Genomic DNA, 16,312 nt, shown 5'->3' with positions numbered 1-16,312 from the left:
AACAAGCCGTCCAGTCCGGATGGGGGCAGGCGAGCGGACATCCGATCTTCCGCGGTGTGCGGCCCGTGCTGTTGGAAGGCAACGACCGACTGCCGCCGGGTCTGTGGGCCTTCGTCTCGGACCGCTACGTGACCTACAACCCGAAGGTTCGGGCGTCGGCGCAGGAGTGGGCGTGGGTCTTCGCGCATTGTCTGCTGCACGCCGGGTTCGGCCACCTCGATCCGAGTGCGGCGCCGCCAAGAACGGTGCAGGACAACATCTTCGACACCGGAGGGCTCATCACGCCGCACTATCCGCACGCGGCGTATCGCGCGGCATGCTGTGCCTTCGTGGACAAGTACCTGCTGACACTCAAGATCGGCAGCCCGCCGCTGGACCTGCCACCGCCGCCGGGCGGGTCCGACGAACACGCCCTCACCGAGCGCTGGCTGTCCGACGGTGTGCCGGAGGCCTACCAACAGGGCGAATTCCCCGACTTCTTCATCAGCACGGCCGAAACGGCACGAGACTCCAACCTGCCAGCCGCTTTCGCCGCCGGTATCGCGGCGGCCGCCCGCGACGCGTTGGACGAGGCCGGGAAAGATGTCACCGCGGGCAAGCGCACCGACATGCGGGTGTGGGACCGAGCCCTGAACTGGTTCGTGTCCTCCTACCCCCTGCTGGGTGCGTTGGCGGCCGGGATGACCATCGTCGCCGACCCCGATATCGCGCGCGGCTGGGACATTTCGATCGCCGCCGTGAACGCCGAAGCCGCCGAGATCTACATCAATCCGTACGCCCGACTCGGCAGCGAGGAGTGGAAATTCGTTCTCGCGCACGAAATGCTCCACGCCGCACTGCGACACGGGGAGCGCGCGGGGTGGCGTGACCACTACCTGTTCAATGTCGCGGCCGATTACGTCATCAACGGCTGGCTCATAGAAATGGGAGTCGGGGAGATGCCGGAAGGGCTCCTCTACGATCCGGAGCTGAAAGGCTGGTCGGCAGAACAGGTCTACGACCGCATCGCCGGAGATATGCGTCGCCTCCGCAAGATCGCGACCCTGCGCGGAAAAGGCAAGGGCGACATCTTCGGAGAGCCCATACCGCACAACCACAATCCTGGCCGGTATATGGACCTGGACGAGTACTACCGCAATGCGCTGTCAACCGGACTGGCGTACCACGTGTCTTCCGGGCGGGGACTGCTGCCCGCCGGACTGGAAGAGGAAATCCGAGCCCTCGATCAGCCGCCGCTGCCGTGGGATGCGCAGTTGGCGGAATGGTTCGACGAATTCGTTCCGGCGGTGGAGAAGCGGCGTAGTTATGCTCGCGCTTCTCGTCGGCAGGCTTCGACGCCGGACATTCCGCGTCCCGCGTGGGTGCGGCCGGATGAGCAGGTGCGGTTGCCGACGTTCGGGGTGGTGCTCGATACGTCGGGGTCGATGTCCAAGGAGTTGATGGGAAAGGGGTTGGGGGCCATCGCTTCCTACGCTCTTGCTCGGGATGTGCCTTATGCGCGGGTGGTGTTCTGTGATGCGGTGGCGCATGATGCCGGGTATCTGCCGGTGGAGCAGATTGCGGGGAGGGTTCGGGTTCGGGGGCGTGGGGGGACTGTGTTGCAGCCGGGGATTCGGTTGTTGGAGAAGGCGGATGATTTTCCGGTGGATGGGCCGATATTGATTGTTACCGATGGGGAGTGTGATGTTGTGCGGGTTCGGAGGGAGCATGCTTATCTTGTTCCGGCGGGGCGAGGGCTGCCGTTTCGGCCGCAGGGGCCTGTGTTTCGGATGCGGTAAAGATTAAAAGCATGAAGTGTGGTTGCGTCGCCTGCCTTTCCTGACTTGAGCTAACGCGACTTGGGAGCCTCGCCTTCGGCTTCCAGCGATTGGGACTGCACTAATGCTGTTTTAGGGAAACAAGAAATAAACGAAAACAGACTTTTGAGAATTCCATAACCGGACAAAAGCCGGTCTGTCGCAACCAATTTCGCGATAGAATTCATGCATGATACGGGGCGGGGTACAGCGAGCACACGACGCGGTCGATTCCTTCGTCGCCGTGGTCGACGATTTGGCGGAGTCGTCGTTGATTCCGCTGTCGGACGACGAGTTCGTCGAATCGATGTTGCGGATCGAAACAGCGATGCGGAAACTCGCCTACTTTGGTCACCGCCTGGTCATGGGGGCGTCGGATCGTGGCCTGCCGCGCGTGCCGGGGCGTTCCGCTTTGCACAAGTATCTCGTGGAGACCCTGAATCTGTCGAAGGCCGAGGCGTGGCGGCGTATTCAAGCCACCGAGAACCTGGTGCCGTTTCTGGGTGCGAGCGGGGCACGGCACGAGCCGTTGTTGCCGCACACCGCCGAAGCGCAAGCCGCGGGCGCGATCTCTCCGGATCATGTGCGCACGATCATCGCGACGATGAACCGCGTACCCGCCAGCGTCGCGGCCGCGGACCGCGAGCTGGCCGAACAGGAACTCGCCGCGCACGCGCGCGAGGTGACCCCGCACGGGATGCGCAGGCTCGGTGAGGCGATCCTCGCCCATCTCGATCCCGACGGGAAACTCACCAGCGACGCCGACCGGCAGCGCCGTCGCGCCATCACCCTCACCAGCCAAGGCGTCGATGGCATGTCCGATGGCACCATGACCCTCACACCGGCACTGCGGGCGTTGATGGACGTGATGCTTGCCAAGTGGGCACGCCCCGGCATGTGCAACCCGGCCGATCCCGAAAGCCCGTCCGCCACTACCGGTCCCGTCGATCCCGACGTCGTGAAGGCGGCTGCCGCGCGTGATACACGCACGGCCGCGCAGCGCAATCACGACGCGTTCGAGGCGTTCCTGCGCGCGGGTGGCCCGGAGAATCTCGGTGTGCATCGCGGCATCCCGGTCCAAGTGGTGCTGACCATGAGCGTGCAGGACGTCGAGAACGCCGCCGGGTACGCGACGACCGCCACCGGTGGCAGCGTCCCGCTGGGTGAGGCGCTGCGCATGGCCCAAGGCGCACACCCGGTCTTGATGATCTTCGACCACCGCCGCAGCATGCCTCTGCACCTCGGAGTCGGCCCCCGTCTCGGCAATCGGTGGCAACGCTTGGCACGCACCGCGATCGAACGCGGCTGCACCCGCCCGCGCTGCGACGCCCCCGCGACGATGTGCCAAATGCATCATGTCCTCGGCTACGCGCAGCGCGGCCCGACCGATATCGAGAATCTCACCCTGGCATGCGACCGCTGCCATGGGTTGATCACCGGCACCGATGCCGGATGGGAAACCCAAGTCCTCGGCGAGGATTCGGAGTTCCCGGGCCGCGTGGCGTGGCGCGCCCCTGCCCACATCGACCCCGCACGGCGGTGGCGAGTGAACCGAGCCCACCACGGCGAAGCCCGCTATGTGGCGAAGCGGCGTGCCCCGCACACCGGCCAATGATCCCGGCGAGTGACTCGTTCTTGTTCTTGAATCTTGTTTCTCTAAAACAGCATTAGTGCAGTCCCAAAGGCTGGAAGCCGAGGTCGAGGCTCCCAAGTCGCGTTAGCTCAAGTCAGGAAAGTCACCCGACGCAACCACACTGAATCTTTAACTCTTATACAAGCCACCCAGTAGCCAACGAAGCACCCTATTGGCCACGCTCCAAAACCGCACATACACCAAGCACCCTCCAAGACCCCACCCCAAGTGCGAGCATGGAGGAACCAAGTCGCCCCACCCGAAGCAAAGGCGGCCACATGACCCAATTCGTAGAGCAACACCACGCCCTACGCTGGCTGGCAATCACAGCCTTCATCCTGGCCTCCACCATCGTCGCAACCCGCCTAGCCGCCCACAAACCCCTCCGAGCCGACCAACAATCGGACGCCGCACACCTCATGATGTGCCTGGTCATGCTGTCCATGCTGGTCTTCCCCGCAGGAGTGGACGGCAGAGCCATCACGAGCGTCCTCACCGCCATGACGACGGTCTACGCGCTGCTCCTGATCGGCCGAATCCTCCAGTGGCGCAACCCCGAACACGCCACCGTTCCAGGCGAGGGCGTCACCGCGTTCGCCTATCACGTGCTGGCCGCCGCGGCCATGTTGTATGCCATGAGCGGCCACACCGGCGACCACTCGCACAGCGGCGGCCCCGCGACCGGACCCACGCTCATCCTTGCCGCGCTCTTCGCGATCGACGCGATAGCGATGGCCCTCCCGCCAGCGAGAAGGGCCGTGCGGCATATCTTTCCGCACCCCGTGGGCGGGATCGGAACCGTCGCGGTCGTGCCGCATGTGGTGATGGATCTCGGCACGGCCTACATGCTCGTCGCGGCCGTGGCGGGTTGAGTCAGCCCAGGTCGAGGTCTCGGGTGCGGCCGGGCATCAGCGTCTGATCTCGGTCATGGTGACCGGGCGCTGCTCGCAGCGGGACAGTTCGCAGGCCTCGGCGATGTAGAAGGCCTCCAGGGCCTCGCTGGGCGGGCACGGATTGTCGAGGGCGCCGTTGACCACGTCCACGAAGGCCGCCAGCTCCTCGGTGTACGCGCGGCGGAATCGGTCCATGAATCCGGGGTACGCGGCGAGCGGCGAGGCCGGGTAGCCCGGTTCCACCGAATGCAGGGGCGCGCGATCGTCGAGGCCGACGATGGCATTGCCGGTCGACCCGAGCAGCTCCAGCCGCACGTCGTAGCCCGCGCCGTTGTATCGGGTCAGGGAGACGGTCGCCAATGCGCCGTCGTCGAGCCGCAGCACCACGGCCGCGGTGTCCACGTCACCGGCGTCGGCGAAGAATCGGTCGCCGCGGTTCGCGCCGATCGCGTACACCTCGGTCACTTCCCGCCCGGTCACCCACCGGATGATGTCGAAATCGTGCACGCCGCAATCCCGGAACAGACCTCCCGAGCGTGGAATGTATTCGGCCGGTGGGGGACTCGGGTCGAGGGTGGTGGCGCGCAAAGTGTGCAACCAGCCGAGATCGCCGGAGGTGACGGCATTGCGCGCGGCACGGTATCCGGCGTCGAAGCGGCGTTGGAATCCGATCTGCACCGGCACCGGCGAACCCGTCAGATGCTCGATCACCGCCAGCGTTCCGGCGATATCGGCGGCGATGGGCTTCTCGCAGAACGCCGGAAGCCCCCGATCCACCGCGGCGCGAATCAACTCCGGATGCGAGTCGGTGGCCGTGGTGATGACCAGCCCCGCGATATCGGCGGCCAGCAGGCTCTCGATATCGGGAACGAACTCGACCCCGAGTTTGCGCGCCGCCTCCCGGGCCCGCTCGGAGTCGGCGTCGGCGACCACCACCGATTCGACGCCGGGCAGCGCCTTCAGGGTTTCGGCGTGCGACGTGCCGATGCGGCCGGTTCCGGCCAGTCCCACTCGAATGGGTGTCATGGTTCTCCTGGTTGTCAGGTGCGGGGTGCGGTCGTCGTGGCGCGGACGACCAGAGCGGGTTCGACGCGGGTGCGCAGCGGGTCGGTGCGACCGTCGCGCAATCGTTCGGTGAGCGCGTCGACAGCCAATCGGCCTATGCGCGTACGAGGTTGGTCGATGGTGGTGAGCGCGACGTGGCGCAACGCCGCCAGCGCGGTGTTGTCGTAGCCGACCACCGAGACGTCGTCGGGCACCGAGAGTCCGGCTTCGTCCAACGCCGAGATGGCTCCGAAGGCGTTGAAATCGTTGCCGCAGACCAACGCCGTGGGAAAGGTGCTGGGGGAGAAGACCTTCAGCAGTTTGCGTACCGCCGCCGCCCCGGCCGCGTCGGTGTGCTCACTGGGAATCACCATCGGTTCCAGCCCGTGCCGCTCCATGGCGGCCGTGTACCCCTTGCGGCGCGGCGCGGCGGCGAAGGCGGCCCCGCCGTCGAAGTGCACGATCCGCCGATGCCCCAGCGACACAAGGTGATCCACGGCCAGGGCGGCACCGGTCTCCCCATCGTCGTTGACGGTGTCCACCCCGGCGCTGCTCGAGGTCCGTGAGACCAGCACGACCGGGCACCGTCCCGCAGCGTCGCGGATCGCTGCGGCCGGAAGGACCGGCGAGAGCAGGATGATGCCCCCGGGCCGAAACGACAGCAGACTCTCCAACGCCGCGCGTTCCCGCGCCGCGCTGCGCCGCCCGGTATTGAGAATCAACTCCAACCCGGCTTCCTGTGCGGCCGCGTCCATCCCCTCGACCACCTCGGCGAAGAAGGAATTACGCAGGTCCGACACCATCACGCCAACCAGGTTCGAGGTGCGGCTGGCAAGGGATCGGGCGAGGAAATGCGGTTGGTAGCCAAGCTCTTTCGCGGCCTCGAGCACCGCGCGTCGGCGGTGTTCGCTCACCTTGGGGGAATCGCGCATGACCAGTGAGACCAAGGCGCGGGAGACGCCCGCCCGAGCGGCGACGTCCTCCATCGTCGGTCTCGTCATGGTGCCTCCGTGTCAGTTCGACGCTGTGTGTCGCAGGTTACCGAGGTGTCGCGCGGCAAGCAATAGAGCGCTCTAATCGGACATTTTCGAGACGCTCGAGTCACCCGTTCGCCCAGTAAAAGACGCTATTTCAAGGCATTTCGTGATCATTTGGCCCGCTGAGGGTTCTTGACACGCCAGTGATCCAGATTACATAGTTGGAGCGCTCCAACGCGTCGAGCATCCGACGCGACGACTACGAGGTCGAGGAAGTTCCATGACCGATCCGATGCACCCGCTGCGTATCGCCGCCGCACCGATCTCCTGGGGAGTCTGCGAGGTGCCCGGCTGGGGGCACGTGCTCGATACGCGGACCGTCTTCTCCGCGATGGCCGCACTCGGCATCACCGCCACCGAATTCGGACCACCCGGTTATCTGCCCGCCGAACCCGAGGACGTGCGCACGGCACTCGCGGAGCACGGCCTGACGGCCATCGGCGGATTTCTCGCCCTCCCGCTGCACCGCGAGCCCGATCAGGTGCTCGCGCTCGCCCGCGAGACCGCCGCCCGGTACGCGGCGGCCGGGGCCGAGGTGCTGATTCTCGCGGCCGCCACCGGCCTGGACGGCTACGACACCCGCCCCGAACTCACCGACGCGCAGTGGCGCACCCTGGTCGAGTCGGCCTCGCGGATAGCCGCCGCGGCCGCCGAGTACGGCCTGCGCACCACCCTGCACCCGCACGTCGGCACCCACGTGGAGACCGAGCCCGAGGTCGAACGCTTCCTCGCCGACTCCGAACTCCGGCTCTGCCTCGATACCGGACATCTGCTCATCGGTGGTACCGATCCGGTCCGGCTGGCCCAGCGCCACGCCGACCGCATCGGGCACGTCCACCTCAAGGATGTCCGCCGCGACCTCGCCGACCAGGTGCGCTCCGGCGCAGTGGAATACAGCGAGGCGGTACGCCGGGGCCTCTATGTCTCGCTCGGCACCGGCGATGTCGATATCGACACGCTGGTGCGCCACCTCCACCAGGCCGGATACCGGGGCTGGTATGTGATCGAGCAGGACACGGCACTGCGGCCCGGCGATTCCGCGAGGACGCCGACCCGCGAGGCCGAACACAGCTTGCGGCATCTGGCGGCCATCGGCTCCGCGCTCACCGCCGCACGGATATAGGTGGAAGTGAGGACGACGATGTCTCGAGTGATCAGACCGCGCCGAGGCCGGTGGCGGTGGCTGCCGCTGGCGACCGTCGCGGTCGCGGTGCTGGCCGCCTGCACCGGCCCCGGCGCGGACACCACCGGCACCACCCGCGCACCCGTGGAGGTGGGCACCCTCGAATCGGTCGCCTTCGTGACCCACGGTTCCCCCGGTGACGCCTTCTGGAACGTCGTGAAGAACGGCGCGGAGGTGGCGGGCGAAAAGCTCGGTGTCCGAGTGGAATACAACTCTTCCGGCGATCCCGGACAGCAGGCCAAGCTCATCGACAACGCGGTGGCGCAGCGCGTGGGCGGCCTCGTGGTCTCCATGGCGAACCCGGATTCGCTGAAGGAATCCGTGGAACGCGCTGTGGCGGCGGGTATTCCGGTGGTGACCATCAACTCCGGTGAGTCCGAGAGCGCGAAGTACGGCGCCATCGGCCATGTCGGGCAGAGCGAACGCCTCGCCGGTGAGGCAGCGGGCTCCCGGCTGAAGGAGGCCGGAAAGTCCAAGATGCTCTGCGTCATTCACGAGGCGGGCAATATCGGCGCGAACGACCGCTGCGCCGGTGCCACCCAGGGCTTCGGCAATGCCACCACCCTCCAGGTCGACATCAACAACCCCACCGACGCACAGGCCCGTATTCGCGGCGCGCTGGAGGCCGACCGCGCCATCGACGCCGTGCTCACCCTGAATTCGCAGATCGCGGCGCGCGCCGTGGACGCGGCACGGGAGTCGCGCTCACCGGCCGCCGTCGCCACCTTCGACCTGAATTCCGATGTGGTGGAGGCGATCAAGGCGGGCAGCCTGCTCTTCGCCGTCGACCAGCAGCAGTATTTGCAGGGCTATCTGCCGGTGGTCATGTTGCAGCTGTACAAGTCGAATCTCGACACCGTCGGCGGCGGTAAGCCGGTGCAGACGGGTCCGGCCTTCGTGGACAAGAACAATGTCGACGCCGTCGGCGGCCTCGTCGCCCAGGGCACGCGGTGAGCACAGGTCAGGAGAGCAGGAAATGACTGTTGTGACAAAGGATCCCGTGAGCCCCGAGAGTCAGTCGGAGCATCAGCCCACGCTGATGCAGCGGCTCATCGTGCGGCCGGAGCTCGGCGCCGGGCTGGGCGCGCTGGTGGTGTTCGTCTTCTTCTCGGCGATCACCGATGAGTTCCTCAGCCCGGCCGGGGTGGCCAACTGGCTCGACGACGCCTCCACCCTCGGCATCATGGCCATCGCGGTGGCGCTGCTCATGATCGGCGGCGAGTTCGACCTCTCCGCCGGTGTGATGACGGCCTCCACGGCCCTGGTCACCGCCTTGCTGGCGGTGGAGTTGGGCTGGAACGTGTGGTTCGCACTCGGCGCGTCGCTGATCTTCGCGTTGGCGGTGGGCGCGCTCAACGGCTGGGTGGTCATGCGCACCGGCCTGCCGAGCTTCATCGTCACCCTGGGCACGTTCCTGGCGCTACAGGGCTTGAATCTCGGTGTGACGCGGTGGGTTACGGGCACCGTGCAGGTGTCGGGTATGCGCAGCGCGGACGGCTACGAGTCCGCCGGGTGGGTGTTCGCCGCCACCACCGATATCGGTGACGCGCACATTCAGGCGTCGGTGCTGTGGTGGATCGTGCTCACCGCGCTGGCCGCGATCCTGTTGATGCGCACCAAGTTCGGCAACTGGGTCTTCGCGGTCGGCGGTTCGCTGCCCAGCGCCCGCGCCGTGGGTGTGCCCGCGGTCCGCACCAAGATCCTGCTGTTCATGGGCACCGCCTTCGCCGCCTGGGTGGTGGGCGCGTGCAATCTGCTGCGGTTCACCAGCGTGCAGGCGAATCAGGGTGTGGGACTGGAGTTTCAGTACATCATCGCCGCGGTCGTGGGCGGCTGCCTGCTGACCGGCGGCTTCGGCTCGGTGGTCGGCGCGGCCATCGGCGCGCTCATCTTCGGCATGGCCCGCCAGGGCATCGTCTACGCCAATTGGAACAGCGACTGGTTCATGCTCTTCCTCGGCATCCTGCTGCTGGCGGCCGTGCTGGTCAACAACGCGTTCAAGAAGCAGGCGGAAAGGGTACGCCGATGACCACCCCACTGATCGAAGCCGTCGATATCGGCAAGAGCTACGGCGGAGTCGTGGCGTTGCGGGACGTGTCCACCGTGGTGCGGGCCGGGGAGGTCACCTGCGTCCTAGGTGACAATGGCGCGGGCAAGTCCACGCTCATCAAGATCCTGGCCGGAGTGCATCAGCACGACACCGGGGAACTGCTGGTCGAGGGCGAGTCGGTCCGATTCGCGTCTCCGCGTGAGGCTTTGGATCGCGGTATCGCCACCGTGTACCAGGATCTGGCGGTGGTCCCGCTGATGAGCGTCTGGCGCAATTTCGTACTCGGCTCCGAACCCACTCGGAGCCTGGGCCCGATTCGTCTGCTGGACCGTGGAAACGCGCGCGAGATCACCCGAAAAGCCCTGGACGACATGGGTATCGAGATTCGCGACCTGGAGCAGCCGGTGGGCACCCTCTCCGGCGGTCAGCGTCAATGCGTCGCGATCGCCCGCGCCGTGCACTACGGCGCGAAGGTCCTGATTCTCGACGAACCCACCGCGGCGCTCGGCGTGAAGCAGGCGGGCATCGTCCTGAAATACGTTGTCCAGGCCCGCGATCGCGGCCTCGGCGTCGTGCTCATCACCCACAACCCGCATCACGCCTTCCCGGTGGGCGATCGGTTCCTGCTGCTCAAGCGTGGCACGGTGCTCGGCTCCTACGAGAAGAACCAGATCGACCTGTCGGAGCTGACCCGGCAGATGGCCGGTGGCGCGGAACTCGAAGCGCTGCAACACGAATTGGCGCGGGTGGTGTCGGAGTGACCGACGTGGAGGTGCTGACCGTCGGACGGGTCGGGGTGGACCTGTACCCGGAGCAGAGCGGTGTGCCGCTGGCCGAAGTGCGGACCTTCGCGAAGTCCCTCGGCGGAACGGCCACCAATGTGGCGGTGGCGGCCGCGCGGCTGGGTCGGCGGGCGGCGGTGCTCACGAAGGTGGGCCCGGACGGTTTCGGCGGCTATGTGCGAACGGCGTTGGAGGGCTTCGGGGTTTCGGCGCGGTACGTATCCACCGCACCGGATCTGCTGACGCCCGTGGTGTTCTGCGAACTGAACCCGCCCGCCGATCCGCCCCTGCTGTTCTACCGCCTGCCGGTCGCACCGGACCTGACTCTCACCTCCGACGAGATCCCCTGGGACGTCGTGGATTCCGTGCCGCTGCTCTGGGTGACGGGTACCGGCGTGAGCGTCGAACCCAGCCGCTCGACCCACCGCGAGCTGCTGCTGCGCCGTGGACGCCGCGGTCACACCGTCCTCGATCTCGACTACCGGCCCATGTTCTGGCCCGACGAGCGGACCGCCCACGCCGAGATCGACTGGCTGCTCGACCACGTGAACGTGGTGGTGGGCAATAGAACCGAGGCGCGCGTCGCGGTCGGCACCGACGACCCCGACCAGGCCGCCGACCGTCTGCTCGCGCGCGGCGTCCGGCTCGCGGTCATCAAACGCGGCGCCGACGGCGTCCTGGTGGCCACCGCCGAGGAACGCTCCACGGTGCCGCCGTGCCGGGTCGAGGTGGTCTGCGGTCTCGGCGCGGGCGACGGCTTCGGCGGCGCGCTCGCGCACGGCCTGCTGTCCGGCTGGGAGCCGCATCGGCTGGCGACCTACGCCAATGCCGCCGGGGCGCTGGTGGCCTCGCGGCTGGCCTGCGCCGACGCCATGCCCACCGCCGCCGAGATCGAGGAGCTGCTGTGCACCTGACCGACGAGCGCTGGCAGGAACTGCTGCGGGTGCGCGCCACCGAACCCGACGCGGTGGCCCGCGCCTACGCCAACCGGCGTCGCCGCCCGAGGCTGCTCTCCGAGCGCGGCAGCCTGTTCCTGGTGGCGGCGGACCATCCGGCGCGCGGAGCCATCGGGGTGGGCCCGGACCGCACCGCCATGGCGGACCGGCGCACCCTGCTGGAGCGCCTGCTCATCGCCCTGGAGAATCCGGCCGTGGACGGGGTGCTGGGCTCACCCGATATCGTCGAGGAGCTGTTGCTGCTCGATGCCCTGCACGACAAGGTCGTGGTCGGCTCCATGAATCGCGGCGGACTGGCCGGAGCGGACTGGGAGATCGACGACCGCTTCACCGGCTACGATGCCGAATCCCTCGTGAAATTCGGGCTCGACGGCGGGAAAATGCTGCTGCGCCTGGTGGATTCGGACTGGGGCACCGCACCGACCCTGCACGCCTGCGCCCGCGCCGTCTCGGCCCTGGCCGCGCACGGACTGATGGCCATGGTGGAACCGCTGCCGTATCAACGCGACGCCGCCGGGGCGCTGGTCATGTGCAAGGACGCGGCCTCGCTGCAACGCGCCGTGACGGTGGCGGCGGGACTCGGCATCACCTCGGCCTACACCTGGCTGAAGATTCCCGCGCCCGAGGATGTTTCGGTACTGGAGGCCACCACGCTGCCGGTGGTCGTGCTGGGCGGCATCCCCTCGGGCGACCCGGCCGCCGACCTGGCCTCCTGGGGCACCGCGCTGCGCCACGAGGTGGTGCGCGGCCTGGTGGTCGGCCGCAGTCTGCTCTACCCGCCCGACGGTGATGTGGCCGCCGCCGTGGACGCGGCAGCCAGCACCTTGGAGGCCGCGCGATGACCGCACTGCACCATCCCGCCGGAACCCTCACGGAGGCAGGCGATCCCGTCTTGCTCAGCCCCGAACGAGCCGGATGGAACTACACCGGGCTGCGGGTGCTCCGGCTGGCCGCGGGTGAATCGCGCGTGCTGCACTCCATGAGCTGCGAGGCATTCGTACTGCCGCTGGCGGGGTCGTGCGTCATCCGTGTCGACGGCCTCACCTTCGAACTGGAAGGCCGCGACTCGGTCTTCACCAGGGTCACCGACTTCGCCTACATTCCCCGCGACGCCGACTTCGAGATCACCACGGCCACCGGTCTGGAAGTCGCCCTGCCCATGGCCCGCTGCACCCGCCGTCTGACCCCGAAATACGGTCCCGCCGAGGAGGTTCCGGTCGAGGTGCGCGGCGCGGGCCAGGCCACCCGTCAGGTCACCAACTTCGGGACTCCCGGCGTCTGGGACCACGCGGACAAACTCAATGCCTGCGAACTCATCACCCCCGACGGCAATTGGTCGTCCTATCCACCGCACAAACACGACGAGGCCAGCGACTGCGAGGTCGTGAACGAGGAGATCTATTACTTCAGAATCGCGGGAAGGGATGGAATCACTCCCGCCCCAGAAGGTTTCGGCATGCACCGCACCTACACCGCCGATGGCGGCCTGGACGAGAACGTCGCCGTCCGCGACGGCGACGTCTTCCTGGTGCCGCACGGCTATCACGGGCCCTGCATCGCCGCGCCCGGATACCCCATGTACTACCTGAACGTCCTGGCCGGTCCGGCCCCGGAACGCTCCATGGCCTTCTGCGACGATCCCGCGCACTCCTGGGTGCGGGATCGGTGGCAGCACGAGGCAACCGATCCGAGGTGCCCGGTCACCGACCACAAGGGTCGAATCGAATGAGGTTGTAGGCATGAGACTCACCACCGCGCAGGCCCTGGTCGCCTGGCTGATCGCACAGCATTCGGAAACTCTCGACGGGCGCGAAGTGCCCATGTTCCCAGCAGTTTTCGCCATCTTCGGGCACGGAAACGTGCTCGGCCTGGGTACCGCCCTCGAGGAACGCCGCGATGTCATGCCGGTGTGGCGCGGACACACCGAACAGGGCATGGCGCTGGCCGCGGTCGGGCTCGCCAAGGCCACCCACCGGCGACAGGTCGGCGTCGCCACCTCCTCGATCGGACCGGGCGCGCTGAATATGGTGACCGCCGCCGGTGTCGCCCACGCCAATCGGCTGCCGCTGCTGCTCCTGCCCGGCGACACCTTCACCAGCCGCGCCCCCGACCCGGTGCTGCAGCAGGTGGAGCACTTCGGCGATCCCACGATCACCGCCAACGACGCCTTCCGGGCGGTGAGCCGCTACTTCGACCGCATCACCCGGCCCGAACAACTGCTGGCCACCCTCCCGCAGGTGGCGCGGGTGCTCACCGATCCGGCGGAGACGGGGCCGGTCACGCTGGCGCTGCCGCAGGACGTGCAGGTCGAGACCTTCGACTTCCCGGAAACGCTGTTCGAACCCGTGGTGCATCGGGTGCGGCGGGCCCGCGCCGACCGGCAGAGCCTGGCCGAGGCGTCGGCGGCGCTGCGGCGCGCCCGGCGGCCGCTCATGATCCTGGGCGGCGGCGTCCGATATTCCGGAGCCGCGCCGCGCGCACTGGAATTCGCTGAGCGGCACGGTATTCCGGTCACCGAGACCACCGCCGGACGCACCCTGGTGCCACACGACAACCCGCTCTACGCCGGACCGCTCGGCGTCACCGGCGCCGCCTCCGCCAATGCCATGGCCGCCGAGGCCGACCTGGTGCTGGCCATCGGCACCCGCCTGCAGGACTTCACCACCGCCTCGTGGACCGTCTTCGACCCCGCGGTCCGGCTCATCCACATCAATGCCGCCCGCTTCGACGCGGTGAAGCACGGCGCCCTGGACGTGGTCGGCGACGCCGACGCCACCCTCGCCGATCTCGGCGACCATATGACCGGGTGGCGCGTCGACTCCGGCTGGACCGCCCGCGCCGCCGCCGTGCGCTCCGAATGGGATACCCATATCGACAAACTGCGCGCCCCCACCCAGGGCCCGCCCACCTACGCCCAGATCGTCGGTGTCGTGAACGAACTCAGCACACCCAGCGACTACGTCATGACCGCCTCGGGCGGGCTGCCCGGCGAACTCGTCGGCGGCTGGCGTGCCACCGGCGGCGAACCCACCATGGATGTCGAGTACGGCTTCTCCTGTATGGGATACGAACTCGCGGGCGCGTGGGGCGCGGCCATGACCCACACCCGCGGCCTGGTCACCACCATGCTCGGCGACGGCTCCTACCTCATGCTCAATTCCGAGCTCTTCTCCGCGGCCTTCGCCGGACACCCCATGGTCGCCGTGGTCTGCGAGAACGACGGCTACGCCGTCATCGCCCGCCTGCAAGAGGGCCAGGGCGGCGAACCGTACAACAACTTCTACGCGCACTGCCGCACCAACCACCCCCGCCCGCCTCGCGTCGACTTCGCCGCCCACGCCCACGCCCTCGGCTGCCTGGTCTTCCCGGCCCGTGACCTGGCGCAATTCCGCATCGCCTACGGTCGCGCCCGCGCCGCCGCCACGGCCGAACACCATCCCGCCGTCGTGGTCATCCGCACCCAACCCTCGTCCTGGACCGAAGCCGGGGCGTTCTGGGAAGTCGGTGTCCCCGAACACCTCCCGGGCCGCGCCGACCACGACGAGGCCAAACCCCGCCAGCTCCGCTACACCCGACCCACCTGAGCGCCCCGCCCGACCGCCATACCGGTTCCGGCATGACCTCACTCGACAGCTACCGTTGTCGTGAAGTGAAATGCGTCGTTCGCGAATGCGGGCGGGTGGTCGAGGGAGGTGCTTGTGGGTTCGCTGTGGCACGGCTTCGCTGATATGGGTGCGGTCGAGCGTGACGGGGCGTTCGTGGTGGCGCGCGGTGACGGCGCGTATATCTGGGACGAGGCGGGCAACCGGTACCTCGACGCCACGGCCGGACTGTGGTTCACCAATGTCGGGCACGGGCGGCGCGAGATCGCCGACGCCGTGGCCGCGCAGCTCGGTGATATCGCGCACTACTCCAACTTCGGCGACCTGGCCTCCCCGGTGCTGCGGGAGCTCGCCGAGCGGCTGGCCGGTATCGCGCCGGTGCCGGGCAGCAAGATCTTCTTCACCTCCGGCGGCTCCGACGGTATCGACACCGCCGCCAAGATGGCCCGGCGCTACTGGCACGAGCAGGGGAAGCCGGAGAAGAACATCATCGTCGGCCGCCAGAAGGCCTACCACGGCATGCACGTCGCGGGCACCGCGCTCGCGGGTATCCCGGTGAACCGCGAGGGCTACGGCGAACTCATGGCCGACGCCCGCACCATCGCCTGGGACGATCCGGCCGCGCTCACCGCCCTCATCGCCGAACTCGGCGCGGATCGCATCGCCGCGTTCTTCGCCGAACCGATCATCGGCGCGGGCGGGGTGTACCTGCCGCCGGAGGGCTACCTCACCGAGGTGCGCCGCATCTGCCGCGAGAACGACATTCTGTTCGCGGCCGACGAGGTGGTCACCGGATTCGGCCGCATCGGCGGATCCTGGTTCGCCTCTTCGCGTTTCGACCTCCAGCCCGATCTGATGACCACCGCCAAGGGGTTGACCTCCGGCTACCTGCCCATGGGCGCGGTCTTCGTGGCCCCGCGCGTGGCCGAGCCGTTCTTCGCGGGCGGCACCTGGTTCCGGCACGGCTACACCTACGGCGGGCACGCGGCCTCGGCCGCGGCGGCCATGGCCAACCTCGACATCATCGAGCGCGAACACCTCCTCGACGCGTCCAAGAACCTGGAAGCGCTGCTGCACGAGTATTTCTCGCCGCTCGCCTCGCATGCCAAGGTGGCCGAGGTGCGCAGTGGTCTGGGCGCGGTGGCGGCGGTGCAGCTCGCCGATCCGGCCGAGGCCCTCGGCATGGTGAAAACCCTGCGGGCGCACGGTGTTTCGACCCGCGCCGCCGGACAGGGCGCGCTACAGATCTCGCCGAGTTTCGTCATCACCGAACAGCAGGTCGCCGAGATGGCGGCGGCGTTCGGTCGCGCGCTCGACGCGTAAGCAACACGACGAC

General features: G+C 67.9%; 14 protein-coding genes. 12 read left to right on the top strand and 2 right to left on the bottom strand.

The genetic code is table 11. The features are described from left to right. The first annotated feature begins 56 nt into the window (after positions 1-56). The 3 genes from ACIBH2_RS08015 to ACIBH2_RS08005 all read left to right on the top strand — a co-directional run bounded on the left by ACIBH2_RS08015 (position 57) and on the right by ACIBH2_RS08005 (position 4,301). The gene (locus tag ACIBH2_RS08015; protein ID WP_397114692.1) at positions 57-1,778 is read left to right on the top strand and encodes a hypothetical protein; all 1,722 of its coding nucleotides are present in this window, start codon (positions 57-59) and stop codon (positions 1,776-1,778) included. A 208-nt stretch (positions 1,779-1,986) separates the two neighbouring features. Next, positions 1,987-3,411 (top strand): DUF222 domain-containing protein, encoded by a 1,425-nt coding sequence (locus ACIBH2_RS08010; protein ID WP_397114690.1) that lies wholly within the window; start codon positions 1,987-1,989, stop codon positions 3,409-3,411. A 296-nt stretch (positions 3,412-3,707) separates the two neighbouring features. Next, complete coding sequence (locus ACIBH2_RS08005) at positions 3,708-4,301, top strand: DUF5134 domain-containing protein (protein ID WP_397114688.1); 594 nt, start codon at positions 3,708-3,710, stop codon at positions 4,299-4,301. A 36-nt stretch (positions 4,302-4,337) separates the two neighbouring features. On the opposite strand, the gene ACIBH2_RS08000 is transcribed toward ACIBH2_RS08005, so the two are convergent. Then, a complete protein-coding gene (locus ACIBH2_RS08000) occupies positions 4,338-5,348 on the bottom strand; it encodes a Gfo/Idh/MocA family oxidoreductase (protein WP_397114686.1) in 1,011 nt (336 codons plus the stop codon). A gap of 14 nt (positions 5,349-5,362) precedes the next feature. After that, on the bottom strand, positions 5,363-6,367 hold the full coding sequence (locus tag ACIBH2_RS07995; RefSeq protein WP_397114684.1) for a LacI family DNA-binding transcriptional regulator: 1,005 nt from the start codon (positions 6,365-6,367) through the stop codon (positions 5,363-5,365). Positions 6,368-6,623: 256 nt separating this feature from the next. Between ACIBH2_RS07995 and ACIBH2_RS07990 the strand changes: the two genes are divergently transcribed. The 9 genes from ACIBH2_RS07990 (at position 6,624) to ACIBH2_RS07950 (ending at position 16,299) form a co-directional block, all read left to right on the top strand. After that, positions 6,624-7,526 (top strand): TIM barrel protein, encoded by a 903-nt coding sequence (locus ACIBH2_RS07990; protein ID WP_397114682.1) that lies wholly within the window; start codon positions 6,624-6,626, stop codon positions 7,524-7,526. 18 nt (positions 7,527-7,544) lie between these two features. Continuing rightward, positions 7,545-8,540, top strand: coding sequence for a sugar ABC transporter substrate-binding protein (locus ACIBH2_RS07985; RefSeq protein WP_397114680.1), 996 nt, complete (start codon positions 7,545-7,547; stop codon positions 8,538-8,540). Between the two features lie 22 nt (positions 8,541-8,562). After that, entirely contained in the window at positions 8,563-9,615 is a 1,053-nt protein-coding gene (locus ACIBH2_RS07980) for an ABC transporter permease (protein ID WP_397114678.1), read from the top strand. Then, positions 9,612-10,397 carry an ATP-binding cassette domain-containing protein gene (locus ACIBH2_RS07975; protein WP_397114675.1) on the top strand — a complete coding sequence of 262 codons (786 nt, stop codon included), beginning with the start codon at positions 9,612-9,614 and terminating at the stop codon, positions 10,395-10,397. Before ACIBH2_RS07980 ends, ACIBH2_RS07975 begins: the two co-directional genes overlap by 4 nt. Further along, on the top strand, positions 10,394-11,332 hold the full coding sequence (iolC, locus tag ACIBH2_RS07970; protein WP_397114673.1) for a 5-dehydro-2-deoxygluconokinase: 939 nt from the start codon (positions 10,394-10,396) through the stop codon (positions 11,330-11,332). The genes ACIBH2_RS07975 and iolC overlap by 4 nt, the downstream gene beginning before the upstream one ends. Next, positions 11,323-12,216 (top strand): aldolase, encoded by an 894-nt coding sequence (locus ACIBH2_RS07965; protein ID WP_397114671.1) that lies wholly within the window; start codon positions 11,323-11,325, stop codon positions 12,214-12,216. The genes iolC and ACIBH2_RS07965 overlap by 10 nt, the downstream gene beginning before the upstream one ends. Further along, positions 12,213-13,103: a 5-deoxy-glucuronate isomerase gene (gene iolB / locus ACIBH2_RS07960; RefSeq protein WP_397114669.1), complete on the top strand. Its 891-nt coding sequence runs from the start codon at positions 12,213-12,215 to the stop codon at positions 13,101-13,103. The genes ACIBH2_RS07965 and iolB overlap by 4 nt, the downstream gene beginning before the upstream one ends. A 10-nt stretch (positions 13,104-13,113) precedes the next feature. Next, positions 13,114-14,958 (top strand): 3D-(3,5/4)-trihydroxycyclohexane-1,2-dione acylhydrolase (decyclizing), encoded by a 1,845-nt coding sequence (gene iolD / locus ACIBH2_RS07955; protein ID WP_397114667.1) that lies wholly within the window; start codon positions 13,114-13,116, stop codon positions 14,956-14,958. A 144-nt stretch (positions 14,959-15,102) separates the two neighbouring features. Then, positions 15,103-16,299, top strand: a complete 1,197-nt coding sequence (locus ACIBH2_RS07950; protein ID WP_397116884.1) for an aspartate aminotransferase family protein — start codon at positions 15,103-15,105, stop codon at positions 16,297-16,299. Positions 16,300-16,312 lie beyond the last annotated feature (13 nt).

The organism is Nocardia sp. NPDC050406 (genome assembly GCF_044459025.1).
In the GTDB taxonomy this organism is placed as follows: domain Bacteria; phylum Actinomycetota; class Actinomycetes; order Mycobacteriales; family Mycobacteriaceae; genus Nocardia.
Note: the sequence above shows the minus strand (reverse complement) of the source record. Positions and strands in the feature narration are given on the sequence as shown.